This window comes from Pseudomonas berkeleyensis (genome assembly GCF_014109765.1).
In the GTDB taxonomy this organism is placed as follows: Bacteria; Pseudomonadota; Gammaproteobacteria; order Pseudomonadales; family Pseudomonadaceae; genus Aquipseudomonas; species Aquipseudomonas berkeleyensis.
Genome location: NZ_CP059139.1, coordinates 3,808,698 through 3,830,070, shown reverse-complemented (window position 1 = coordinate 3,830,070; position 21,373 = coordinate 3,808,698). Strand labels below are relative to the sequence as shown.

27 protein-coding genes and 2 pseudogenes are annotated in these 21,373 nt (G+C 57.6%); 9 read left to right on the top strand and 20 right to left on the bottom strand.

Features of this window, described 5'->3' with window-relative positions; translation table 11 throughout:
• Positions 1–82: 82 nt before the first annotated feature.
• Positions 83–1,528, top strand: coding sequence for an alpha/beta hydrolase (locus tag HS968_RS17740; RefSeq protein ID WP_182367723.1), 1,446 nt, complete (start codon positions 83–85; stop codon positions 1,526–1,528).
• An 87-nt stretch (positions 1,529–1,615) separates the two neighbouring features.
• Here the strand turns inward: HS968_RS17740 and HS968_RS26800 are convergent.
• The 4 genes and pseudogenes from HS968_RS26800 to HS968_RS17725 all read right to left on the bottom strand — a co-directional run.
• A pseudogene (locus tag HS968_RS26800) lies at positions 1,616–2,212 on the bottom strand (methyl-accepting chemotaxis protein); the annotation flags it as partial.
• 303 nt (positions 2,213–2,515) lie between these two features.
• Positions 2,516–3,262, bottom strand: a pseudogene (locus tag HS968_RS26795) (MCP four helix bundle domain-containing protein); the annotation flags it as partial.
• 238 nt (positions 3,263–3,500) lie between these two features.
• Entirely contained in the window at positions 3,501–3,755 is a 255-nt protein-coding gene (grxC, locus tag HS968_RS17730) for a glutaredoxin 3 (protein ID WP_182367717.1), read from the bottom strand.
• 18 nt (positions 3,756–3,773) lie between these two features.
• Positions 3,774–4,292, bottom strand: coding sequence for a carboxymuconolactone decarboxylase family protein (locus HS968_RS17725; protein ID WP_182367714.1), 519 nt, complete (start codon positions 4,290–4,292; stop codon positions 3,774–3,776).
• Between the two features lie 121 nt (positions 4,293–4,413).
• On the opposite strand from HS968_RS17725, the gene HS968_RS17720 reads away from it, so the two are divergent.
• Together HS968_RS17720 and HS968_RS17715 are read left to right on the top strand one after the other, a co-directional pair.
• Positions 4,414–5,244 carry an AraC family transcriptional regulator gene (locus tag HS968_RS17720; RefSeq protein WP_182367712.1) on the top strand — a complete coding sequence of 277 codons (831 nt, stop codon included), beginning with the start codon at positions 4,414–4,416 and terminating at the stop codon, positions 5,242–5,244.
• A 105-nt stretch (positions 5,245–5,349) separates the two neighbouring features.
• Positions 5,350–5,889 (top strand): DUF3087 domain-containing protein, encoded by a 540-nt coding sequence (locus tag HS968_RS17715; protein ID WP_182367709.1) that lies wholly within the window; start codon positions 5,350–5,352, stop codon positions 5,887–5,889.
• 6 nt (positions 5,890–5,895) lie between these two features.
• On the opposite strand, the gene HS968_RS17710 is transcribed toward HS968_RS17715, so the two are convergent.
• The 14 genes from HS968_RS17710 to HS968_RS17650 form a co-directional block, all read right to left on the bottom strand.
• Entirely contained in the window at positions 5,896–6,111 is a 216-nt protein-coding gene (locus tag HS968_RS17710) for a VF530 family protein (protein ID WP_106736480.1), read from the bottom strand.
• Positions 6,112–6,158: 47 nt separating this feature from the next.
• Positions 6,159–6,698 carry a hypothetical protein gene (locus HS968_RS17705; protein WP_202884193.1) on the bottom strand — a complete coding sequence of 180 codons (540 nt, stop codon included), beginning with the start codon at positions 6,696–6,698 and terminating at the stop codon, positions 6,159–6,161.
• Complete coding sequence (locus HS968_RS17700) at positions 6,695–7,099, bottom strand: lysozyme inhibitor LprI family protein (protein ID WP_238338853.1); 405 nt, start codon at positions 7,097–7,099, stop codon at positions 6,695–6,697. Before HS968_RS17700 ends, HS968_RS17705 begins: the two co-directional genes overlap by 4 nt.
• A 50-nt stretch (positions 7,100–7,149) precedes the next feature.
• Positions 7,150–7,587: a hypothetical protein gene (locus HS968_RS17695; protein ID WP_182367705.1), complete on the bottom strand. Its 438-nt coding sequence runs from the start codon at positions 7,585–7,587 to the stop codon at positions 7,150–7,152.
• 273 nt (positions 7,588–7,860) lie between these two features.
• On the bottom strand, positions 7,861–8,445 hold the full coding sequence (locus HS968_RS17690) for a hypothetical protein (RefSeq protein ID WP_182367702.1): 585 nt from the start codon (positions 8,443–8,445) through the stop codon (positions 7,861–7,863).
• Positions 8,446–8,473: 28 nt separating this feature from the next.
• Positions 8,474–8,770 carry a hypothetical protein gene (locus tag HS968_RS17685; protein ID WP_182367699.1) on the bottom strand — a complete coding sequence of 99 codons (297 nt, stop codon included), beginning with the start codon at positions 8,768–8,770 and terminating at the stop codon, positions 8,474–8,476.
• Positions 8,771–8,864: 94 nt separating this feature from the next.
• Positions 8,865–9,086 (bottom strand): hypothetical protein, encoded by a 222-nt coding sequence (locus HS968_RS26405; protein WP_238338852.1) that lies wholly within the window; start codon positions 9,084–9,086, stop codon positions 8,865–8,867.
• A gap of 481 nt (positions 9,087–9,567) precedes the next feature.
• Positions 9,568–9,948: a hypothetical protein gene (locus tag HS968_RS17680; protein ID WP_182367697.1), complete on the bottom strand. Its 381-nt coding sequence runs from the start codon at positions 9,946–9,948 to the stop codon at positions 9,568–9,570.
• A gap of 89 nt (positions 9,949–10,037) precedes the next feature.
• Positions 10,038–10,496: a DUF6714 family protein gene (locus HS968_RS17675; protein ID WP_182367694.1), complete on the bottom strand. Its 459-nt coding sequence runs from the start codon at positions 10,494–10,496 to the stop codon at positions 10,038–10,040.
• 97 nt (positions 10,497–10,593) lie between these two features.
• Positions 10,594–10,920 carry a DUF6678 family protein gene (locus HS968_RS17670; RefSeq protein WP_202884192.1) on the bottom strand — a complete coding sequence of 109 codons (327 nt, stop codon included), beginning with the start codon at positions 10,918–10,920 and terminating at the stop codon, positions 10,594–10,596.
• 94 nt (positions 10,921–11,014) lie between these two features.
• Positions 11,015–11,419, bottom strand: coding sequence for a DUF6678 family protein (locus HS968_RS17665; RefSeq protein WP_182367691.1), 405 nt, complete (start codon positions 11,417–11,419; stop codon positions 11,015–11,017).
• A 98-nt stretch (positions 11,420–11,517) separates the two neighbouring features.
• Positions 11,518–11,895, bottom strand: a complete 378-nt coding sequence (locus tag HS968_RS17660; protein WP_182367688.1) for a DUF6896 domain-containing protein — start codon at positions 11,893–11,895, stop codon at positions 11,518–11,520.
• A gap of 77 nt (positions 11,896–11,972) precedes the next feature.
• A complete protein-coding gene (locus HS968_RS17655; protein WP_182367685.1) occupies positions 11,973–12,290 on the bottom strand; it encodes a hypothetical protein in 318 nt (105 codons plus the stop codon).
• Between the two features lie 76 nt (positions 12,291–12,366).
• Positions 12,367–12,891: a DUF6714 family protein gene (locus HS968_RS17650; RefSeq protein ID WP_182367682.1), complete on the bottom strand. Its 525-nt coding sequence runs from the start codon at positions 12,889–12,891 to the stop codon at positions 12,367–12,369.
• A 593-nt stretch (positions 12,892–13,484) separates the two neighbouring features.
• Here HS968_RS17650 and HS968_RS17645 point away from each other — a divergent pair.
• From HS968_RS17645 to HS968_RS17620, 6 genes are all read left to right on the top strand, one after another.
• Positions 13,485–14,447, top strand: coding sequence for an integron integrase (locus HS968_RS17645; RefSeq protein ID WP_182367679.1), 963 nt, complete (start codon positions 13,485–13,487; stop codon positions 14,445–14,447).
• 164 nt (positions 14,448–14,611) lie between these two features.
• On the top strand, positions 14,612–15,535 hold the full coding sequence (locus HS968_RS17640) for an ABC transporter ATP-binding protein (RefSeq protein WP_179622111.1): 924 nt from the start codon (positions 14,612–14,614) through the stop codon (positions 15,533–15,535).
• Positions 15,532–16,263 (top strand): ABC transporter permease subunit, encoded by a 732-nt coding sequence (locus tag HS968_RS17635; RefSeq protein ID WP_003244158.1) that lies wholly within the window; start codon positions 15,532–15,534, stop codon positions 16,261–16,263. The genes HS968_RS17640 and HS968_RS17635 overlap by 4 nt, the downstream gene beginning before the upstream one ends.
• Before the next feature lie 9 nt (positions 16,264–16,272).
• A complete protein-coding gene (locus tag HS968_RS17630; protein ID WP_182367676.1) occupies positions 16,273–18,105 on the top strand; it encodes a GldG family protein in 1,833 nt (610 codons plus the stop codon).
• A gap of 112 nt (positions 18,106–18,217) precedes the next feature.
• The gene (locus HS968_RS17625; RefSeq protein ID WP_182367673.1) at positions 18,218–19,210 is read left to right on the top strand and encodes a DUF4340 domain-containing protein; all 993 of its coding nucleotides are present in this window, start codon (positions 18,218–18,220) and stop codon (positions 19,208–19,210) included.
• 230 nt (positions 19,211–19,440) lie between these two features.
• The gene (locus HS968_RS17620) at positions 19,441–19,650 is read left to right on the top strand and encodes a cold-shock protein (protein ID WP_106736466.1); all 210 of its coding nucleotides are present in this window, start codon (positions 19,441–19,443) and stop codon (positions 19,648–19,650) included.
• A 320-nt stretch (positions 19,651–19,970) separates the two neighbouring features.
• Here the strand turns inward: HS968_RS17620 and HS968_RS17615 are convergent, their stop codons facing one another.
• On the bottom strand, positions 19,971–20,324 hold the full coding sequence (locus HS968_RS17615) for a 4a-hydroxytetrahydrobiopterin dehydratase (protein ID WP_106736465.1): 354 nt from the start codon (positions 20,322–20,324) through the stop codon (positions 19,971–19,973).
• 107 nt (positions 20,325–20,431) lie between these two features.
• Positions 20,432–21,217 (bottom strand): phenylalanine 4-monooxygenase, encoded by a 786-nt coding sequence (gene phhA, locus HS968_RS17610; RefSeq protein WP_182367670.1) that lies wholly within the window; start codon positions 21,215–21,217, stop codon positions 20,432–20,434.
• Between the last annotated feature and the right edge of the window lie 156 nt (positions 21,218–21,373).

Below are 21,373 nucleotides of genomic sequence, written 5' to 3'. Positions count from 1 at the left end.
AATAGCCAGGCTGCGGATCGGCGTCAGGTGCTGCCTGGCAGCCGAACCGAGGAGGCCATTGAATCGATGAAGGAGACGTCTGATGAGTCTGTCACGCCTGCGCAGCATCTTCGCCTGGGTGCTGGTGTTGGTGCTGCTGATTGCCGTGGTGCTGCTGGGCGTGCGCATCGCCGGGTTGTCCTCGTTGCCGGAGCTGGAGCCCTGGCATCGGCTGATACTCGATGAGCCGAGCGCCGCCGAACTCGATGACATGGACTGGGCCGCCTACCAGGCTGCCGAGGAGCAGGTGTTCGAGGCGCTGCGCCGCCAGATCATCGAGCCCCTGAGTGACGGTAATGCGCATAGCTATAACCGCTACTCCAGTGCCAGCCCGGTGTACCCGGGCAACCTGCCACGCGACTGGAACCGTTCCTTCATCCTGCAACCACCGGGCAAGGCGCGTGGCGTGGTGGTGCTGCTGCACGGCCTGACCGATTCGCCCTACAGCCTGCGGCATCTCGCTCAGCATCTGAGCGAGCAGGGTTTCGTCAGCCTGGTGCCGCGCATGCCGGGCCACGGCACGCTGCCGTCCGGGCTGACCGATGTTCGTTGGGAACAATGGCTGGCGACCACTCGGATGGCGGTTCGCGAGGCGCGTGAGCAGGTGCCGGATGGCCCGTTGTATCTCGTCGGCTATTCCAACGGCGGTGCCCTGGCCCTGCGTTACAGCCTGGCGGCATTGGAGGATCGGAGCCTGGCGATGCCGCAGCGGCTGGTACTGATCTCGCCGATGGTCGGCGTCACCAGCTATGCGCGCTATGCCGGGCTGGCAGCGTTGCCGGCCGTGCTGCCAGCGTTCGCCAAGTCGGCCTGGATGAACGTGCTGCCGGAGTTCAATCCGTTCAAGTACAACTCCTTCCCGGTGCATGCCGCGCGGCAGACCTACGAGCTGACGCATGAGGTGCAGGGGGCCTTCGACAGCGCCGCGCGCGCTGGGCGGCTGGCGCAACTGCCGCCGGTGCTGGCCTTCCAGTCACTGGCCGACAGCACGGTGAGCACGCCGGCGGTGGTGCATGACCTGTTCGAGCGTCTGCCCGCCAATGGCAGCGAGCTGGTGATCTTCGACATCAACCGTTCGCAGGCCATCGGCTCGTTGTTGCGCCCGGACATGAGCGGTCTGCTGGAGCAGCTCGTACCACCGGCGCAGCGTGACTACGACCTGACCGTGGTCGGTGTGGGCGAGCAGGGCGGGCACCAGGTCGAGGCGCGTCGCATCGCTGCAGGCGAGCGTGAGGCGGTGGTCACGCCGTTGAACGTCGAGTACCCGAGCCAGCTGTTCTCGCTGTCCCACGTTGCCTTGCCGTTCCCCCCGGACGACCCGCTGTATGGCAGCGAACCGACTTCCGAGGAGTTCTATGGCGTGGCCCTTGGCACGCTGGCGCCGCGCGGGGAGCGGGGCGTGCTGGTGGTCGGGCTCGCCGGCCTGCAGCGCGTGACCTCCAACCCGTTCTACGCCTATCTGCGTGAGCGTATCGACGAAGACCTGTAGGGCGGCAGCGCGAGGCTGCTTGGGCTTGGGCTCGGTGCGCACGGTGCACCCTACGGGTGTATTGGCTTGATCGGAGTAAGGTTCAGGTTACAACCGGAAGCGACCGACCAGGCCATCCAGCTGGGTCGACAGTGCCTGCAAGTCGCTGCTGGCCTGGTTGAGCTGATCGGCGATGTGCGTGGTGCCGACGGTCAGTTCGTTGATGTCGACGATATTGCGGTTGATGTCCTCGACCACGCTGGACTGTTCTTCGGTGGCGGTGGCGACCTGGATGTTCTGATCGCTGATCTGACCGATATGGCTGTTGATCTGCTCCAGCGCCGCCGATGCCTTGCTCGCGTATTCCACCACCAGCGCGCTCTGCCGTTGTCCCTTGGCCATGGCCTCGACGGCCGAGCGTGACTCGTTCTGCAGGCGGTCGATGACCTGCTGGATTTCCTCGGTGGAGGCGCCGGAACGGCTGGCCAGGGTGCGTACCTCGTCGGCCACCACGGCGAAGCCACGGCCCTGTTCGCCCGCACGTGCAGCCTCGATGGCGGCGTTGAGAGCGAGCAGGTTGGTTTGCTCGGAAATGCTGCGGATGGTGTTGAGCGTGGTGCTGATGGCGTTGGTCTGTGCGGCCAGCGCTTCTATCACCTTGGCGGCCTGCTCCAGTTCGCCGTTGAGGGCGTCGACCTGACGATGCGCCTGGCTGACCACGGCGCTGCCGTCGCTGGCATGCTGAGTCGCTTCGCGGGCGACTTCTGCGGCGTTCTCGGCGTTACGCGCGATCTCGTTGACGGTCGAGCCCAGCTCGTTGATCGCGGTCGCTACCTGTACCGTGCGGTCGCTCTGCGCGGTGCAGTTGCTTTGCGTCAGGCGCGCGCGTTCGGCCACATCGCGGGCCATGCCCGAGAGCTGGCGCGAGTTGTCGGCGAGCTCGCGCATGGCGCCATGCACCTTGTCGATGAACTGGTTGAAGCTGCGCGCGATCTCGCTCAGCTCGTCCTGGCCGGGCAGGTCGATGCGGGTATTCAGGGCCAGGTTGTCGGCGGCCTGGCCCAGGCTGTTCTGCAGCACGCTGACGCGGCGGCGTAGCTGGATGACGATCAGCCAGGAAATGAGGATCGAGACCAGCAGGCCGGTGACGATGATGGCGATTTGGCGGGTCAGGCCATCGTCATAGCTTTGCGCGCTATGCAGGTTCTGTTGCTCGGCCTGCTTGAGCAACGCATCGAGCAGGTCGTTGGCACCCTGGCGCATCACCCCGTAGGTCTTGGCGTACTGATCGCGGTAGATCTGCTGCGCCCTGGCCATGTCGCCAGCGTCGAAGGCGGCGAGCATCGGGTTCAGTTCGTTGTTGACCATCGCCTCGAACTGATCCAGCAGTTGCTGCGCCTGCGCCTTGCGCTCCGGGTTGACCTGGGCAGCCACGGCCTGGCGCATCGCTTCGCGCATGCCGGGCACGTCTTCGTTGCGGGCGTCCTGTACGCGTGATTTCACGCCACGTTCGTCACGCAGCGGGGTTTCCTGCAACAGCATCATGTCGAGGCCTACGCGCATGCGCGGAATGCGCGACGCCACCTCGGCCATGGCGCGCATCGGCGCGGCGGTATTGAGATAGAGCACCTCCGTGTCCCGGTGCATGCTCGACATGCTGCTCAGGCTGGTCAGCGCCACCAGCAGCAGGGCGATGCAGGGGATCGCCACCGCGATGATCAGGCGGGTTTTCAGAGAGAGGGCGTCGAGGCGCATGGGGATACTCCATTTCGAGATAAGGCGCAGGGCAATGCTCAGCCTATCGGGCCGATGTTGCCGCTTCTGTATCGGCAGCGATGGCCCGACGCATGAGGGCAAAGGCGACCTCCGTAGCGAAAAGGAGTAGGCCAGCACAATTACCGGCCAGGAGGGCGCGACACCCTACGTAACCTTATCCTGATGCTTAACTGACTGGCATTAGGCGATGGCCGGCCATCAGGCCGGCCTTCGACGTTCAGGCTTGCAGCAGCGTATCCAGTTCGCCGCCGCGCTCCAGTGCGGCAAGATCATCGAAGCCGCCGACATGGCGTTCGCCGATGAAGATCTGCGGCACACTGCGGCGGTTGCTGCGTTGCAGCATTTCCGCCAGCCGCTGTGGCGAACTGCCCACGTCGATTTCCTTGAAGGCCACGCCCTTGCGCGTCAGCAGTGCTTTGGCGTTCACGCAGTAGGGGCAGTGGCCGGTGGTGTAAAGAGTGACGGCTTGCATGGCGCACCTCCTGTCTTGTCAGACGGCTACGGGCGGAAAGTCGACATCGGTTTCCGCCAGGTTGTTGAGGTAGTTGGTCAGCGTCATCAGGGCGACGTTGGCCACCACTTCGACGATGGCGGCATCGCTCAGCCCGGCCTCACGTGCGGCCTGCAGTTGCGCATCGCTGAGGCGGCCGCGACTATCGACGACCTGTTGGGTCAGGCGCGCCACGGCATCGAATTCGCCGTCACGGGCGCTGCGAATATCCGCCTCGCTCAGGCCAGCCTTGCCGGCGAACAGGGTGTGCGCGGCCAGGCAGTATTCGCAGCCATTGACCTGCGAGCTGGCCAGCGCCACCACTTCGCGCGCCTTGGCATTCAGCGTGCCCTTGCCGAGCGCCTGGGACAGCGCCAGGTAGCCGCTCAATGCCGCAGGGGCGTGAGCCAGGGTGGCGAAGGTGTTGGGAATGAAACCGAGGCCCTTGCGGATGCCTTCCAGTTGCGCCTGGGCGCTGGCCGAGGCTTGTTCGAAGGGCAATGCAGTGATACGCGTCATGGTGATTCTCCAGTCTTGATGGGGAGCTTGTTGTTCAAGCCTGGAGCCATGCTAGTGAATCGATCTGGCTTTTCGGATTCAGATCGTCGATGTTATGCGACAGATCGTCCAGGAGTGCGCAATGACCATGGATCGCCTGTCCAGCCTGCTGCATCACTTCAACCTGCACGCCAGCACCTTCCACCGTGGCGGGTTCTGCGGCACCAGTAACCATGGCGAGCATGAGCCGCATGGCTACATTCACCTGTTGCGCGCCGGGCGCATGAGCTTTCGCGAGGGCGATGGCCGCGAGCTGCGCCTGGAAGAACCGAGCCTGATGCTGGTGGCGCAGCCGCGCCTGCACCGGATGACGGCCAGCGAGGCCGATGGCGCCGAACTGGTGTGCGCCACGCTGGCGTTCGACGGTGGTATCGACAATCCGCTGTCGCGCGCCTTGCCTGGCGCCATCGTCAAACCGTTGCGCGAGCTGCCGAGCCTGAGCGGTTGCCTGGACTGGCTGTTCGCCGAGGCAGAAGGGGAGGACTGCGGTCGTGAGCTGGTGCTCAACCGCCTGTTCGAGTTGATGGTGATCCAGCTGCTGCGGCATTTGATGAACAGCCGCGAGCTGGCTTCGGGGATGATGGCCGGGTTGGCCGAGCCGCGCCTGGCGCGTGCGCTCAATCAACTGCATGAGAGACCGGAACATGGCTGGTCGGTGGCCGAGCTGGCGGCGCTGGCTGGCATGTCACGCGCCAGTTTCGCGGCGCATTTTCACCAGGTGGTCGGCGCCACCCCGGCGGATTATCTGGTGGGCTGGCGCGTCAGCCTGGCACAGAAGCGCCTGCGTGAAGGCCGGCCCATGGCGCTGATCGCCGATGAGGTCGGCTACGAAAGCCCCTCGGCGCTGGCGCGTGCGTTTCGCCGCAAGGTCGGAGCCAGCCCCAGTGAATGGTTGCGCCATGCTGTTCCCTGACGTGTGCAGCGGCTTGCGGCAAGCGGTCGGTAACGATCGCAGGTTCGTGCAATCCGCTGCGCTGGCGTAACATCGCGCCTTGCCCTCGTTTCAGAGCCCATGCGCATGTTTGAAATTGTCCCCACCAGTCCCGAGAAATATCGTCAGCAGACCCGCCGTATCACGATGCTGGTGGCGGCGATCTTCGTCATCCTCGCCATGTTGCTGGCGACACTCAGCGTGCAGCTGTTCGGTGAGCCGGGTGGTGACGACAACTTCCGCTGGAACCTGCTCGGTGTGCTGACTGGCTTTACCCTGACAGCGGCACTGGTGCGCCTGCAGTTCTGGTCACGCCCGTGGATGGCGCCGGCCGTTTACGGCTGGCGGCTCAAGCGCAGCCTGATGCGCATCACCAACGTCATGCATCACGTCAAGGCGGGCGTTGCCCAGGGCGATGAGACGGCAATGAAACTGCTGCGCTTCTATCACCTTGGCGTAACCCAGATGCACCAGCTCGATGGCAACTCCAGTGAACTGAGCCAGATGGTTCACGAGATCGACGCGCACCGAGAGGCGATGGAGCAACAGGGGCTGGATGTGGAGCAGACTCGCCTTGACCTAGCCTGGGTCGAAGCAGTCAAGCGCATAGAGACCACGCGCGCCTGAGGGCGATCAGGCGTGCCGCGCGATATCCTTGATGTAAAGCGCTTCGACCTTCTCCCTCGCCCAGGGCGTCTTGCGCAGAAATTTCAGACTCGACTCGATGCTCGGCTCATGCTGGAAGCAGCGGATGCTGATCAGCTGTCCGAGCCGATCCCAGCCGTGCTTGTCGACCAGCGCCTGGAGAATGGCCTTGAGCGTCAGGCCGTGAAGGGGATCGTTGCTCATCGTGTTCGACTCGGGAGTGGGAGCGGCGATTCTACCGGGAATCGCGCTCAGTAATCGCTCCAGATACCGGCGTCGTACATCAGCCGCATCGTGTAATTGAGCTGCAGGGTCTGGTTGCCACCACAGGCGATCTCTATCTGCTTGCTCTGAGCGGAGGGCGGTGTGACGAGGATGGACGATGCTCCTCTGAGCGGATCGAACAGTGTGTATTGGTACCCACCGTTGCTGAATTCGATGGAGGCATTGCCGTTACCGAAGGAGTTGTAGGTAAACGAACCCAGCGGTGGTTTCTTCTGCTTCGGGTAGGTGAATTCGACCTTGCCGTGCCGGGATGCGCGGTACTGCATATAGCCTGAGGTGCGGGTTACCTCGCGGGACGAACAGAACGCGTAGGCGCGACTGCCGGCCTCGCAACTCCACAGGGTGAGTTCATCTTTGCCACACAGAGAGCTTGGCCAGTACTCGCTGGCGAACTGTTGCCAGGTGGCTGTCAGGATGGAGTCGACGGGTGTGCGCTCCTCCCCGAGAGCAGATGTGGACGTCAGGGCGAGAAGGCCCATCGAAACGGCTCCGATCAGGTTGTTCATCCTGCCACCACACCCCTGAAGTACTCCGTGCGCTCGATGGTCATTCTCAACTTGCATTCCTCGACCTGAACGCCTTGCCAGGGCGAAGGCGTCGAAGAGATACCCGCGAACTGACACTCGGCATCGCGGAAGTTCAGCCACGCCCGTTGTGCTGCGCGAAACAGGCTGACCAGCTCGGTGTTCGGCCAGGTCTGACGCAGGGCGCGTTCTTCTTCCTCGATGCGTTTCAGGGCGAGCTGGTATTCGGCGTTCAACTGTTCATCCACCACCTTGGCTTTCTGGGCGATGCACAGGTAACCGGCCATCACGCCACCACCCTGGGCGTTGCAGGGATCTTCGTCTGCCTCGGCGGCGAGGACAGTGGTCGAAATGAGTAGAAGTAGAGGGTAGAGGTATTTCAACGGTCGTCTCGACAGTCAGGGTGAAGGAGGAAGAGTTCGTCTTGTCAGCTTTAAATGGTGGGGCGTGCAGTCTCCAGCAGGGCTTCCATGAGCAGGGGCTCTGAGTCCGATAAAGACTTGATGCCTTCAACGCACAGATGAATTTCGTCCGACATCCAAAGCAGCCGCTCGCGGGATTGGCCTTTTGCGAGCAACGCCAGTTGATAGCAGTGAAGGCCAAGCGCGTTCATCTCCGAGGTGTCGTTGAATCTCTCCAGAATGAGCTGCGCCAGTTGAGCGATTTCTGACTCATTGGGCTCGTTGCGAACGAGATCCAGCGCTTCGGGGTCTGTCGGCAGGTCTCCCAATGCGAGGTCGATGAGATAGCAGGGTGGTTCACTGGTGCCCAGAATCATCCCATCTGCCCAAGCGATCAACTCGTCCGGTGTTAGCAACCCGATACGGTTTGCGAGGATCATGATTCTTGATTGGGAGAGGAGTGAGGGCATTTCTACTCGTATTGGCGGCAGGCGCAAGTTGTTTCGATTGGAGGCGAAAACTAGGGTCTGTACGAAAAGTCGTCGAGCGAAGGTCAGGCAAGGCAAAAACAGGCGAGGAAGCGGAGTTTACATGCTGTAAATGAGCATTCTGAGCCTGTTTTTAACGCAGCATCACCGAGCGCAGACACTTTTCGTACAGAGCCTAGAGAATGAACAGAGTGAGCAAAAAGTATGGATTGCTTCTTTGTCTCCCTTGTTTCGGACTTTTCTCTTTGTGCTGATTTATTCCCAGTTGCCATCCACGAAAATATTTGCGCCACGATACAATATGGTGATTTCAGGGAAAGTGATATCCCTGCGGTAAATTATTTCGCGTACCCAACTTCCTGAACTGATTGGGTTATCCTCCACTTCGGCTTCAAAGTTGAAAGAGAATACCAGGCAATGACTGGCGTTGTTTTGATACAACGCATTTTCAAAAAATAGCAGGGTAAATGCATCGGCTGGGCTAAAACATTGGTAGGAGGGGCTAAGATAAATTCCATTTTTTCCACCCGTGCGCGTGGCGTTGATGCGTTTGTTAAGGTTGATTGCGGTATAGCCGGCTGCTGAAGTTAAGTGGATATAAATTGGTCGGCCATTCCAGCTGCCTGCATTCAAACGTGTGTTGAGAAGTGAATCGCGATTTCCCGTTGGTTTCCATGCTGGCATATAGTTTCCTACTTGAGTTAGAGGGAAATGAAAAGAAAAGTGGGTGAAGTAAAAGAGCAGATTTATTTTTCGATTGCTTAGGGTGCTAATAAATAAATTTTCCCCTTTTCCTCCGTCCCAGTGAGCGCAGCGAGCGGTTTGAGTCACTTGAGCCATTTGTTATGGCTCGCCACTGCGGGGCAGATTATAAAAAATCTTCATGCCCTTCCAGGTCGGGAGTTGCGTAAACATTAATTTTGTATTTTTTCTGAAGCACACTGATGACTTGCTGGACGTGTGCTCCTGGCTTAGCGGATTTGACTTGATGTTTCATTGAGGAAAATGTATCTAGGGTTATCTTGTTTTTTTCGATGAGTATCCAAATATAAGAGTCAGATTGCAGTCCATGCTCGACATTATCGAAATATTGAGATAGGTACTGCTTTAGCTCTTCATGAAATTCCCAATATTCTTCTGAGTACTCCATTTCGGCGAATATCATCGACTTCTCCTGAAGGGTCTAACGTTTGGCTAAGGGGCGGGCTTTAGCCAGTCCCGAGTGAGCGGCTTGAACCAGTTGTTATATGTGCCTGGCACTAGTAGATAACCTCTGGCTCTTGATCTGCCATGAGCATGATGTAAAGACAGAGGAAGTCAAGGCCGACTTCGTCCGAGTGCTTAACTTGTTTTTTAAATGGCGGGTTCAAGCGTTTCATAACCAGCTCGCCGTCTTTCCATGCGCCGCTCCAGCCAAAATATGGCGGTAATGGTGACCAGCGCTCGGTGTAGTGATATTGGCCATTTTTTATTCCTTCCAATATCCATGTGGCTCCATCAAGCCCGGCATTCTTCTCTTCGGAAGGTAGCGTCCAGAATTGTGCACCATTCAGAAAACTTTTAAGGTTCTGAAGATGGGTTTTAGTTAGTTCAGTTTTTTCTCCGATAATAAGGTTCGAGGATGATTTCTGGAAAATTTTTTTATGATTAAAGTTGGTTTGCTAGTGGGGGTTAGGTCGATTGTGTAGGTCAGAGTGCTGTTTGAGCTGCGAGACCAATAAAAACGATAGATTTCTTTGTTGGGTGATGTGGCTAGATTTTTAATCGGCTGCTCATTAATAGTGTCTAGCTCCCTCATCAAGCTACTGCTGGGTTCACTCGCATAGCAATTAATTGCGAGTATCAAAGAGACTAAAGCTAGTAGTGATTTCATAAGGTACACATAACGTTTAGTTAAGGGGCCGGCTTCAGCCGATCCCGAGTGAGCGAAGCGAACGGTTTGAACCAGTTGTTAGGCGCACACTAGCTGACCGGTGCACGTTTAATTCTGGTTTTTGTTTTGTCGGTGGATAGATCCCAGACTAATAGCGATAGAGCACATAGTGCTAGCGATATTGAGAGCGCTATCCATGATTGTCTTAATAAAGAAACTAGTCCTGCTGCAATGCTCCCTGACGATAGTAACCAAAATATGGCTTCGGTAAGAGCCTCTCCATTGGCAACTGGTGCTTTAGGCAGGCTTGCAAGTACGTAGCTTGCAGAGAGAATGGATAATGAAATTCCCAATATAGCATGCCCTGAAACTCCACCTGTAAATAGGCCATAAATTAAGAAGAAGGGAGAAAAGATGTAAGCGAGGGCGTAAAAGAATACGCTTAAGGCATGTTTTAGCTCAGGGTGCATTGGAAACTTCCTTGTGATCGCTTAACGTTTGGTTAAAGGGCGGGCTTTAGCCCGTCCCAGTGAGCGCAGCGAGCGGTTTGAACCAGTTGTTAGGTGCTCCACTGTGTTATTGCCGTATCAATATCGTTTTCCCAGCAGTGCTCAAGTAATGTGCTCATGTATTTTGTTTTGAGAATAATTAAACTTTTATGCACTGCCTGTCGTTGTTCGGCCGAAAACTCTGAAAATTGCAAAGACTCTGCATTTAATCCTATTTGGTTAATGAATAGACACATGTAAGGCGAGCCTTCTTTGTCGTTCTGCCCTGTTACGGCTAGTTCGATAAATCTTGGTATATAATAGCCCATTGCCTGAGGTGTTAAAAAGGAAGAGACACCCCAGCATACAGTACCAATTTGTTCAGGTGACAAATCGCGCTTGTTTACATTATTGATCTCGTCGTTATGATCTCTACATTCTTCGCAGTGTTCAATATCTGTAGCTGACTCAGGCTTTTCAAAGGCCTCGAATAATTGATACGTACTTTCTACGAAACCAACGATATCCACGATTGCACCTAACGTTCAGGTTAAGGGGCAGTCAAGCGCGTAGCAGTTTGACTGCCCCAGTGAGCGAAGCGAGCGATTTGAACCAGTAGTTAGAGGCTCATATGTACTCAATTGCTTGCCCTGCTTTTATATAGCCATAGATCATGAAGCCAGTAGCTGTGGCGCCACCTGGGACGTGAATGATTTTGAGCGCATTTAATACATTGCTTTTTTCTTGCTCTGTTTGGCAGGAAATTTCAAGCCATTCAATGCACTCGTACCCGCCAATGCGAAAGTGATAAAGCCAATCGTGATCCCAGTTGGAAATGTAACCATTATCAATGCAACGGGTTCTGTAGCTTGGGCTTGGATCAAGGGCGGCCATAGTAAGCCTGATTTCATCCCACTTTGTGTTGTTCATGACACTTGCAACGCTGCTGTCCATAGCATGTGCCTCTAACGTTTGGTTAAGGTGCGGGCTTTAGCCCGTCCCAGTGAGCGAAGCGAACGATTTGAACCGATTGTTAACCGGCAACGTCTTAGACACGATACCCACGGATTGTGATGCCTTCCGGAGAAACCTCGATGGGGAACTGGCCGATCTTTTCCAAAACCGCCACAACAGTGGCCGTATCTTGCTTCTTTTCATACGCCACGCCAGCCCTCGGTTTAAACGCATGTGGAATGAAGACGAACTCCAACCACCGATACTCGAACGGCTGAAACTTACCATCAGCAAAACGTGTAGGTTGTAGATCCCATTCATCAGGGAAAGACACCTCAATGAAATGCTCCGTATCAATAAACTTCCATCGTACTCGCTCAAGCGGAATACCAGCAGAAATCACTGCACGAAATAGCTTTAGCCATTTTGCACTACTCATATAGGAGGTGCTGTAGTTTGCTGCAGCCTGCCGATACTCGACGTCTTCGCTTTGGTTCACTCCATATTCTCTCTTTGCCGGCTAACGTTTGGTTAAGGGGCGGGCTCTAGCCCGTCCCAGTGAGCGAAGCGAGCGATTTGAACCATTTGTTATAGGGCTCACTCCTCAAGCGCCATTTTTATGAAGCACTGGAGTAGCCCCTCATCTTCATAAAGTTCTCGATACTCTGCGAAAGGCAGGTTTCCTTCGTTGTATTGTTTTTCAAAGAATACCTGTAAATGCCACTCATCTGGATCGGCCTTATTGAAATCGAAGTCAATGCCGCCTACATCTGCGGTTCGATATATGTCTACGCCAACTCCGTGAGTCCGATACATCCAGTTTGTCCCGGGAATTTGCTTATTTCCTCGGTTTTCTAGTTTTAGTATTTCCTCAGCGAATTCCAAATCAAATACACGGACAAGAAGCTCCTCGGCCCACTTTCTGTGGGCATACCACAGCGGTATGAGTTTTCGAATCTTGTCGAGGTTATCCATGTTTGCCCTATAACGTTTGGTTAAGGGGCGGGCTTTAGCCCGTCCCAGTGAGCGAAGCGAACGGTTTGAACCACTTGTTAGGCTCCTGTAGTGATACAAAAGAGCAGTTCAATGCTAGGTGCTTCGGGGGGCGACTGATGTAAATCGTAGGACTCTTGGATAGTCTGCTTTAGCCAGGTGTATTCTGAAGAGGTAGTAATTGCGCACTCGAATGCTGTGCCCTGATGCAAAGCTGAATGACCAAGACGGCCACCTGGAAGACGAATCCAGCCCTCCCAGCCAAATACTGGAATTTTGAGTTGTTCCATAAGTGCAATTGCTTCAAGAGCCAGCGGCAAGGGAAGAACGAGCTCCCTCGTTGATGCTGAATACTGTTGGAGATTCTCAAGGCTCATGTTGTGCCTAACGTTTGGTTAAGGGGCGGGCTCTAGCCCGTCCCGAGTGAGCGAAACGAGCGACTTGAACCATTTGTTAGCTGTCAACTGCCCAAAATTCATTCTCTAGGGCTTCCTTTGCAAGTTCTGCTGCGTGGTTATTGTAGAGTGGGCATGCTGCAACGTACTGCAGAAACTCACGGCAAACTCGTTTCTTCCCACCGTCAATTTTAGAGAACTTATCTCGCGAGTATTCCCTAAGCTCGTCATCGTCATCATTCAGTCTGAAGTGGATTATCACACTCCAAGCACTAGAATACTTTGGGCAATCAAATTGCTCTGGAAACCTAAGCAGAGCGACCATGTACGCAGGCAGATAGAACTCAACACCGCTCGAATCTAGGTAGCAAAGCGAGTAATGAAGGCAATCTTTCAGGTGCTCCAGCGGAACATCCCACCACTCACCTATGTAATCCTTCTCAAGTGTAATCTTCCTCAATTCTGTTTCGTCAGAAATCCAATCATCCATCGCCATTGCCGCATACAGGCCACAATGAGTTGGAAATGGGATGGAGCCAAATTCCTCATGTATTTTTCGAAGCAGAGCGGACGCGTTGGTCATGGTGTGGACAGCTAACGTTTGGTTAAGGGGCGGGCTTTAGCCCGTCCCAGTGAGCGAAGCGAGCGGTTTGAACCATTTGTTAGGCGTTTTTGAATAATTTCATTTTTATGTATGAGAGCAATAGCGGGGCGGTAATGATAAAAATTATTACTGCCGAAACCGAGTAGTGCACTGCGGTTGATTTGTAGATTGCAAGGCATAGGAAGTAAATTGAAATTATCAGTGCCGCAAAAAATTTTCTTCTTGTATTTAGATAGAATAACGCGGTCATGGCAGTTGATATTGCGATCACTGTGACAATGAAGCCGATTGATCCGTAACTTGGATCTCTTGCAGCTAACTTTAAACTAATGAATGGATAGCTGAGTGCGAGCGCCCCAAAAAATAGACACGCAACCCAGCTTAGAATGTCTGAAATTTTGAATGTGACTTTTATGACTGCTGAGATCATGATTTGCCTAACTATAAATAGACACCAAATGGTGCATAACCTGCGGCCTGCTTTGGTGGATAACCTTCCTTGTCATCGTGCGATTCCCTGTCTAGGCTGGTGCTTTCCGGGTCAGGACGACCATTTTGGAAGGTTATGCACCATGGATGATAAGCCTCGTTTACTCGATCAGATGCGTGATCGAATTCGCCTCAAACACTACTCCATCCGTACCGAGCGAGTCTATTGCGAGTGGGTGAAGCGTTTCATTCGCTTTCATCGTTACAGACATCCCCAGGATATGGGCGCTGCGGAGGTTGAGGCCTTCCTGACTGATCTTGCTGTACGGCGGGATGTCTCGGCTTCTACTCAGAATCAGGCACTGGCGGCGCTATTGTTTCTTTACAAGGAAGTGCTGGGGCTGGATCTGCCTTGGTTAGCCGATATTGTTCGGGCGAAGAAGCCGCAACGGTTACCGGTGGTATTGTCTGTCGATGAGGTGCGTCGAGTGCTGAGTGGGCTGGATGGCGATATTTGGTTGGTGTGCAGTCTGCTGTATGGCACGGGGATGCGTTTGATGGAGGCACTGCGTTTGCGCATCAAGGATGTGGATTTCTCCCGATACGAAATCATCATTCGCGATGGTAAGGGTATGAAGGATCGCGTGACCATGCTGCCACAACGCTTGGAGCAACCGCTGCGCAATCACCTTGCGGTGGTGAAGGCGCTGCATGAGTTGGAGTTGGCGCAAGGGCGCGGCGATGTATGGTTGCCTTTTGCCTTGTCTCGCAAGTACCCCAATGCGCCCCATGAACTGGGCTGGCAGTATGTCTTCCCGGCAGCTGGGTTATCAGTTGATCCGCGCTCCGGAGCCGTGCGGCGTCATCATCTGGATGAGAAGCGTGTACAGCGCACTCTCAAACGAGTAGCCAAAGCGACCGGTATCGTAAAGCCCATTTCACCTCATACGTTGCGTCATTGTTTTGCGACGCATTTGTTGGAGGCCGGGCAGGATATTCGTACTGTTCAGGAACTGCTTGGTCATGCAGATATCAGAACCACGCAGATCTATACCCATGTTCTCAACCGAGGTGGCCTTGCGGTTCTCAGCCCCCTGGATCGCTGAGCACATATTCCATTTACTACATGTTTCCAGCTGCCGACTGAACTTTTTCGTTGTGCTACGGTCTTGCCCTCGTCCGGGGAAGCGGTTTTTGCCCGGCGTTCTTGCGGCCTGCGTTGGTGCGGTGGTTTCGCTCGGCGCGGGTGTTTTCGCGACGGTGAGAGGCCATGATCGAAATAAGAAACCTGACCAAGCGTTTTGCGCAGCACACGGCAGTCGATGATCTGTCGTTCCAAGTCCAGCCAGGGGAAGTGCTGGGCTTTCTCGGTCCCAACGGGGCCGGTAAATCCACCACCATGAAGATGCTCACCGGCTTTCTCGCACCGACTTCCGGCACGGCGAGCATTCTCGGTTGCGATATCCAGACCCAGACCCTCAAGGCCCAGCGGCAGATCGGTTATCTGCCGGAAGGTGCGCCGTGCTATGGCGACATGACGGTGCGTGGTTTCCTTGAGTTCATTGCCGAGGTTCGCGGCTTTCGCGGCGCCGAGAAGACGCTGCGCGTCCAGCGCGCGGTGGAGCAGGTGGAGCTGGAGAAGGTGCTGGCGCAGAGCATCGAAACGTTGTCCAAAGGCTTCAAGCGCCGTGTCGGTCTGGCCCAGGCGATTCTGCATGACCCGCGCGTGCTGATCCTCGACGAGCCCACCGACGGCCTCGACCCCAACCAGAAACATCAGGTGCGTCAGCTAATCCAGGGCCTGGCGCAGGACAAGATCGTGATCATTTCCACCCACATCCTCGAAGAGGTCACGGCGCTGTGCACCCGCGCCGTGGTGATTGCCCAGGGCCGCCTGCTGGCCGATGGCACGCCGCTGGAGCTGGAGAGCCGTTCGCGCTACCACCAGGCGGTGACGCTGGTGGCCGATGAAGCACTGGATCAGGCCGCCCTCGCGGCGCTGCCGGGTGTTGCCGGTGTCGAGGAAAACACCCGCGAGCACAGCCTGAGCGTGCTCGCGCAAGCGGGCGAGGTGATCTTCCCGCAGGTCAATGCGCTGATCGCCGAGCGTGGCTGGAAGGTGCGCGAACTCAATGTGGAGCGTGGCCGACTCGATGAAGTGTTCCGCACCCTGACCCGGGGAGAGCAGCCATGACCCAGTTGCCCGTGATCTTCAAACGTGAGCTGGCGAGCTACTTCGCCACGCCGCTGGCCTACGTGTTCATCGTGATCTTCCTGGTGCTGTCCGGGGTGTTCACCTTCTACCTGGGCGGCTTCTTCGAAGGCGGCCAGGCCAACCTCTCGGCCTTCTTCAACTTCCACCCCTGGCTGTACCTGTTCCTGGTGCCGGCCATCGCCATGCGCCTGTGGGCCGAGGAGCGCAAGTCCGGTTCCATCGAGCTGCTGATGACCCTGCCGATCACCCGCTTCGAGGCGGTCACCGGCAAGTTCCTGGCGGCCTGGGTGTTCGCCGGCATTGCACTGCTGCTGACCTTCCCGATGATCATCACCGTCAACTACCTGGGCGAGCCGGACAACGGCGCCATCGTCACCGGTTACATCGGCAGCTGGTTGTTGGCGGGGGCTTATCTGGCCATCGGCTCGTGCATGTCGGCGCTGAGCAAGAACCAGGTGATCGCCTTCATCCTCGCGGTCAGTGCCTGCTTCCTGTTCATCGTCAGCGGTTTTCCGATGGTGCTCGACGCCTTTGCCTGGGCGCCGCAGTGGCTGGTGGATGCCATCGCTTCGCTGAGCTTCCTGGTGCGCTTCGATGCCATCAGCAAGGGCGTGATCGATTTGCGCGACCTGCTGTATTTCCTCTCGCTGATCGCTGCCTGGCTGACCGCCACTGCCGTGGTCATCGATCTGAAGAAAGCCGACTGAGGAGCGCCCATGAAAAAGCTGATCTATTCCGGCGCCGGGTTGCTGCTGATCGCGGTCGCCTTCGTCGCCTTCAACCTGCTGGCCGGCCTGGGTCTGGGCGGTGCCCGCCTGGATCTGACCGAGCAGAAGCTCTACACCATTTCCGACGGCACCAAGCAGATACTTGGCGAGCTGGACGAGCCGATCAATCTGTACTTCTTCTACTCGGACAAGGTGGCCAAGGATCTGCCGGCGCTGCGCACCTACGCCCAGCGCGTGGAAGAAATGCTCAAGGCCTACCAGGCGCAGGCCGGCGGCAAGATTCGCCTGCACATCATCGACCCCGAGCCGTTCTCCGAGGACGAGGACAAGGCCGCCGAGTTCGGCCTGCAGGGCATCCCGCTGCAACAGGGTGGTGATTCGATCTACTTCGGCCTGGCCGGCACCAACGCGCTGGACGACACCCAGGTGATCCCGTTCTTCGCCCTGGATCAGGAGGAGCATCTTGAATATGAGCTGAGCCGTCTGGTGCAGACCCTGGCTCAGCCGCAGTTGCCGGTGGTTGGCGTGCTCTCCGGGCTGCCCATGACCGGCGGCTTCGACATGGCCGCACGCCAACCGACGCCGCCGTGGATGGTGCTGGAGCAGGTGCGCCAGCTGTTCGATATCGAGACCCTCAAGGCCGACATCGACCTGATCCCCGACAACATCTCGGTGCTGTGGCTGGTGCATCCGAAGCATCTGCCCGAGCAGGCGTTGTACGCCATCGACCAGTTCGTGCTGCGCGGCGGCAAGCTGATGGTGTTCGTCGACCCTTACGCCGAGGCCGATACGGGTGATATGCCGGGCGAGGTGGCGATGGACAGAGCATCGAACATCGAGCCGCTGTTCAAGGCCTGGGGTTTGCGCATGGTGCCGGACAAGGTGCTGGGCGACGGCTCCTACGCGATGTCGGTGAACATGGGCCAGAACCAGCGCCCCGTGCGTCACGCCGCCTGGTTGAGCCTGCCGCGCAAGGCGCTGGATCAGACCGATATCGCCACCGCCGGGCTGGAGAGCATCACCGTCGCCACTGCCGGGATTCTCGAACCGGTGGAAGGCGCGAAGACGCGTTTCACGCCGCTGATGCAGAGCTCCGAATACGCCATGCCGTTCGATGCCCAGCGCTTCGCCATGCTGAGCAACCCGGAGGAGCTGATCCGCGAACTGGAGCCGACCGGCGAGCGCTACACCATTGCCGCACGTATCGACGGCCCGGCGCAGAGCGCCTTTCCCGATGGCATCGAAGGGCGCAAGGATGGGCTCAAGCAGGCTGACAACATCAACGTGATCGCCGTGGCCGACACCGATATCCTCAGCGACCGCATGTGGGTGCAGGTGCAGGATTTCTTCGGTCAGCGCATTCCGCAGCCCTGGGCCGACAATGGCACCTTCACCATCAATGCGCTGGATAATCTGGCCGGTTCCGAAGCACTCATCAGCGTGCGTTCGCGTGGCCGCTTCAGCCGTCCGTTCGTGGTGGTGGAAGCGTTGCAACGTGCTGCCGAGCAGCGTTTCCGTGACAAGGAGCAGGCGCTGCAGGCGCGCCTGGCAGAAACCGAGCAGCAACTGGCGGCACTGCAGCAGAGCGACGACCCCAGCAAGGCACTGGAGTTGACGCCGGAGCAGCAGACGGCACTGCAGCGTTTCATCCAGCAGAAGCTGGAGATACGCAAGGAGCTGCGCGATGTGCGTTACCAGCTCAATGCCGATATCGAGGCGCTGGGCCGCACGCTCAAGGTGATCAATATCGCCCTGGTGCCGGCGCTGCTGACCCTCGGTGTGCTGGCGCTGTGGCTATGGCGGCGTCGCCGCGTCGCTTAGGTTTCGGAACGTAGGGTGCGCCGTGCGTACCACAGTGGATGTATCGGTGCGCATAGCCTGGGCGGCCCCGCGACACCCTACGTGACTCAGTCGTATTCGAGAGTGAGAGTTCATGGGACGTAAAGGTCTGATCGCATTGATCGTTATCGTGCTGCTCTGCGTGCTCGGTTATCTGGCCGTGCAGCAGAACCAGCAGCAACGCACGGCGCAGGTCGAGCGGGCGCCCTGGTTGGCGGCCGAGCAGGCTTACCTGAGCAGTCTGCAAGCCCTCGAGATCGAGCAGCCTGGCCAGCCGGCGGTGCGTATCGAGCGTCGCGGCGATGCCTGGGTGGTGCCGGCCAAGGCGGACTATCCCGCAGCGCCGCAACCCTTGGCCGAGCTGCTGCGGGCACTGCGCGAGGCGCGGACGGTAGAGGCCAAGACGACCAACGCGCAGTGGCATGGGCGCCTGGGCCTGGCCGAAAGTGGCAAGGAGGGCGAGCAGGCGCTGCGATTGAAATTACAGTTCGAGGGGCACCCCGATCTGAATCTGCGCCTGGGCAATCCGTCTCTGCAGGGCAGTGGCCAACTGGTACGTCGTGCGGGGGAGGATCAGGTCTGGCAGATCGATCAGTCGCTCGCGCCCCCTGTGATCGAGTTGGAATGGCTGGATCGCCGGATCACGGATATTCCATTCACCAGCGTGCAACGCCTGGCGTTGAACTACGCCGACGGTGAGAAGCTGACACTGAGCAAGGCCGATGCCCAGCAATACAATTTTGCCGTCGAGCAATTGGCCAGTAACCAGACGCTGAGTTTCGAGGGCGCCGCCAATGGCATGGTCACGCTGTTTTCCAATCTGCTGTTTGCCGATGCCGCGCCGTTGTCGCAGATCGGTTTCAAACAGGCGCCGATGTTGAAATTCCAACTGAGCGGGTTCGATGGGCAGTCACTGGCGGGCGCCTTGTACAAGCAGGGTGATCAGCATTGGCTGGTGCTCGGCAAGCACGAAGGCTTCAAGGCTGATGAGGTGATTGGGCACGGTGACTGGGCCTATCGACTGGACGCAGATCAGGTTCAGCGGCTGACGAAGAAGTTGCGCGATCTACTGGCTAAAAGCGGGTAAAGCCGGCGCTAAGCCTTATATTTTCTGGTTTTCTATTGGTTCCAAAAAAGTGCTTTTCAGTCACAGATCATGCTCTATACTCGGCCTTCGGCTGCAGCAAGAACGCTATTCGCTTGACCTGCTCCACGCTCGAAGTGCCGGGGTCGGCGAGCGATGAGAAGAACGTTTTTACCGAGCCATCAAAGCGCCTTCGGGATAATAAAAACATAGCGAGTTTGGAGAAGTTGGTAATGGCAGATCGCGAGACGGGTACCGTCAAATGGTTCAATGATTCCAAGGGTTACGGGTTCATTCAGCGCGAAAGCGGCCCGGACGTATTCGTTCACTACCGCGCCATCCGCGGCGATGGTCACCGCACTCTGGTCGAAGGCCAGAAGGTCGAGTACAGCGTGACCCAGGGCCAGAAAGGACTGCAGGCGGAAGACGTTTCTGCACTCTGAGCTGTAGCTCGAAAGCACAAGGCCCGTCACTGACGGGCCTTGTCGTTTCTGCGGGTCTGTAGGGTGGGTTAGCGGCGCGGAACGCAGAATAGCAGTCACCGCTGTAGTGGTGCGCCGCGTAACCCACCAGGCGATAGACCTCGTTGCGCCGATGGTGGGTTACGCCGCAGCAGACATTGTGGGTGATCCTGGCAACTGTGACGGGCGGCTAACCCAGCTTACGGGACTGCGACAACCGGGTAGGGTGCGCTGTGCGCACCGCTGGTTTGACGCGATATTGGAGTCGGTGCGCACAGCGCACCCTACGGCTCAGCCCACGTTTACTTACGCCCCTCGGCATTGGCGGCGAGCACGTCGGTGCGGGCTGCCATGATGAAGTCGTTACGGTGCAGGCCGCGCATTTCATGGCTCCACCAGGTCACGGTGACCTTGCCCCATTCGGTGAGCAATGCCGGGTGATGGCCGACTTCCTCGGCGATGGCGCCCACGGCGTTGGTGAAGGCCAGGGCGTGGCGGAAATTCTTGAACAGGTAGACCCGCTCCAGTTCCATGTGGTCGTCGCGCACTTCGATGTTCCAGTCCGGAATCTCGCGAATCAGTTCGGCAAGTTCCTCTTCCGAGACGTGCGGTGCGTCGGCGCGGCAGGCTTCGCATTGGGCTTGGGCAAGGCTCATGGAGTTCTCCTGGTTTTTGTAGCCCGGATGAAATCCGGGGCCATGTCTGTGGGTGATCCCGGATTTCATCCGGGCTACTCGCTGGCAAGCCTGACGGCATGTCCGCTCTATGCGGCTTTCGGTGGAAATTTAGGCGCATGCAGCCCCATCTGTCTGGCCTGTTGTACCAGCGCCATGATGTCCTCCTGGGCCAGCTCGAACAGACGCTTGAGATCCGGCAGGACGAAATACAGAGGTTGCAGGATATCGATGCGGTAGGGCGTACGCATCGCCTCCAGCGGATCGAAGGCCTGGTGCTCGGGCACGTCGGACAGTGCGTAGCGGGTTTCCTTCGGCGAGGAAAGGATGCCGCCGCCATAGATGCGTCGACCCGTTGGCGTGTCGACCAGGCCGAACTCGATGGTCAGCCAGTACAGCCGCGCCAGGTAGACGCGCTCTTCCTTGCTCGCCTTGAGGCCGAGCTTGCCGTAGGTGTGGGTGAATTCGGCGAACCAGGGATTGGTCAGCAGCGGGCAGTGACCGAAAAGCTCGTGGAAGATGTCTGGCTCTTGCAAGTAGTCCAGTTCCTCGGGCGTGCGGATGAAGGTGGCCACGGGAAAACGCTTGCTGGCCAGCAGCTCGAAGAAGGTCTGGAAGGGGATCAGCGCCGGTACCCGAGCGACGTTCCAGCCGGTGCTGGCTTCGAGCACGCGGTTGACTTCGCCAAGCTGCGGGATGCGCTCGAGGGGCAGGGCGAGCTGCTCGATACCGTCGAGGTACTCCTGGCAGGCACGCCCCTGGATCACCTCGAGCTGGCGGGTGATCAGCGTGTGCCAGACCTGATGTTCACTGTCCGGATAGTGGATAAAGCCGCTTTCATCCGGTTCCCGTGCCAGGTACTGCGTGCTCTTCATCGCTGCCTCCTGTTGTTATTGTCTTGACCGGAGAATGGGCCCGTTGTGCCGTATGTGGCAGAGGCCGAGCGACGGGTGCCCATGCGCGCCTGCGGTAATTTCGTAAAGAATTGATTACGGATTTCCGGCAGCCACAGAGCGTCACCTTGCTGCTGC

Excerpts from the sequence above, each read along its gene's own strand:
- HS968_RS17705 (WP_202884193.1), bottom strand. The coding sequence starts at position 6,698 with ATGAACAACCTGATCGGAGCCGTTTCGATGGGCCTTCTCGCCCTGACG.
- HS968_RS17740 (WP_182367723.1), top strand. The coding sequence starts at position 83 with ATGAGTCTGTCACGCCTGCGCAGCATCTTCGCCTGGGTGCTGGTGTTG.
- HS968_RS17720 (WP_182367712.1), top strand. The coding sequence starts at position 4,414 with ATGACCATGGATCGCCTGTCCAGCCTGCTGCATCACTTCAACCTGCAC.
- HS968_RS17640 (WP_179622111.1), top strand. The coding sequence starts at position 14,612 with ATGATCGAAATAAGAAACCTGACCAAGCGTTTTGCGCAGCACACGGCA.
- HS968_RS17670 (WP_202884192.1), bottom strand. The coding sequence starts at position 10,920 with ATGGACAGCAGCGTTGCAAGTGTCATGAACAACACAAAGTGGGATGAA.
- HS968_RS17715 (WP_182367709.1), top strand. The coding sequence starts at position 5,350 with ATGTTTGAAATTGTCCCCACCAGTCCCGAGAAATATCGTCAGCAGACC.
- HS968_RS17625 (WP_182367673.1), top strand. The coding sequence starts at position 18,218 with ATGGGACGTAAAGGTCTGATCGCATTGATCGTTATCGTGCTGCTCTGC.
- grxC (WP_182367717.1), bottom strand. The coding sequence starts at position 3,755 with ATGCAAGCCGTCACTCTTTACACCACCGGCCACTGCCCCTACTGCGTG.
- HS968_RS17635 (WP_003244158.1), top strand. The coding sequence starts at position 15,532 with ATGACCCAGTTGCCCGTGATCTTCAAACGTGAGCTGGCGAGCTACTTC.
- HS968_RS17645 (WP_182367679.1), top strand. The coding sequence starts at position 13,485 with ATGGATGATAAGCCTCGTTTACTCGATCAGATGCGTGATCGAATTCGC.
- HS968_RS17630 (WP_182367676.1), top strand. The coding sequence starts at position 16,273 with ATGAAAAAGCTGATCTATTCCGGCGCCGGGTTGCTGCTGATCGCGGTC.
- HS968_RS17710 (WP_106736480.1), bottom strand. The coding sequence starts at position 6,111 with ATGAGCAACGATCCCCTTCACGGCCTGACGCTCAAGGCCATTCTCCAG.
- HS968_RS17695 (WP_182367705.1), bottom strand. The coding sequence starts at position 7,587 with ATGCCCTCACTCCTCTCCCAATCAAGAATCATGATCCTCGCAAACCGT.
- HS968_RS17660 (WP_182367688.1), bottom strand. The coding sequence starts at position 11,895 with ATGGATAACCTCGACAAGATTCGAAAACTCATACCGCTGTGGTATGCC.
- phhA (WP_182367670.1), bottom strand. The coding sequence starts at position 21,217 with ATGAAGAGCACGCAGTACCTGGCACGGGAACCGGATGAAAGCGGCTTT.
- HS968_RS17650 (WP_182367682.1), bottom strand. The coding sequence starts at position 12,891 with ATGACCAACGCGTCCGCTCTGCTTCGAAAAATACATGAGGAATTTGGC.
- HS968_RS17655 (WP_182367685.1), bottom strand. The coding sequence starts at position 12,290 with ATGAGCCTTGAGAATCTCCAACAGTATTCAGCATCAACGAGGGAGCTC.
- HS968_RS17680 (WP_182367697.1), bottom strand. The coding sequence starts at position 9,948 with ATGCACCCTGAGCTAAAACATGCCTTAAGCGTATTCTTTTACGCCCTC.
- HS968_RS17725 (WP_182367714.1), bottom strand. The coding sequence starts at position 4,292 with ATGACGCGTATCACTGCATTGCCCTTCGAACAAGCCTCGGCCAGCGCC.
- HS968_RS17620 (WP_106736466.1), top strand. The coding sequence starts at position 19,441 with ATGGCAGATCGCGAGACGGGTACCGTCAAATGGTTCAATGATTCCAAG.
- HS968_RS17685 (WP_182367699.1), bottom strand. The coding sequence starts at position 8,770 with ATGATATTCGCCGAAATGGAGTACTCAGAAGAATATTGGGAATTTCAT.
- HS968_RS17690 (WP_182367702.1), bottom strand. The coding sequence starts at position 8,445 with ATGGCTCAAGTGACTCAAACCGCTCGCTGCGCTCACTGGGACGGAGGA.
- HS968_RS17615 (WP_106736465.1), bottom strand. The coding sequence starts at position 20,324 with ATGAGCCTTGCCCAAGCCCAATGCGAAGCCTGCCGCGCCGACGCACCG.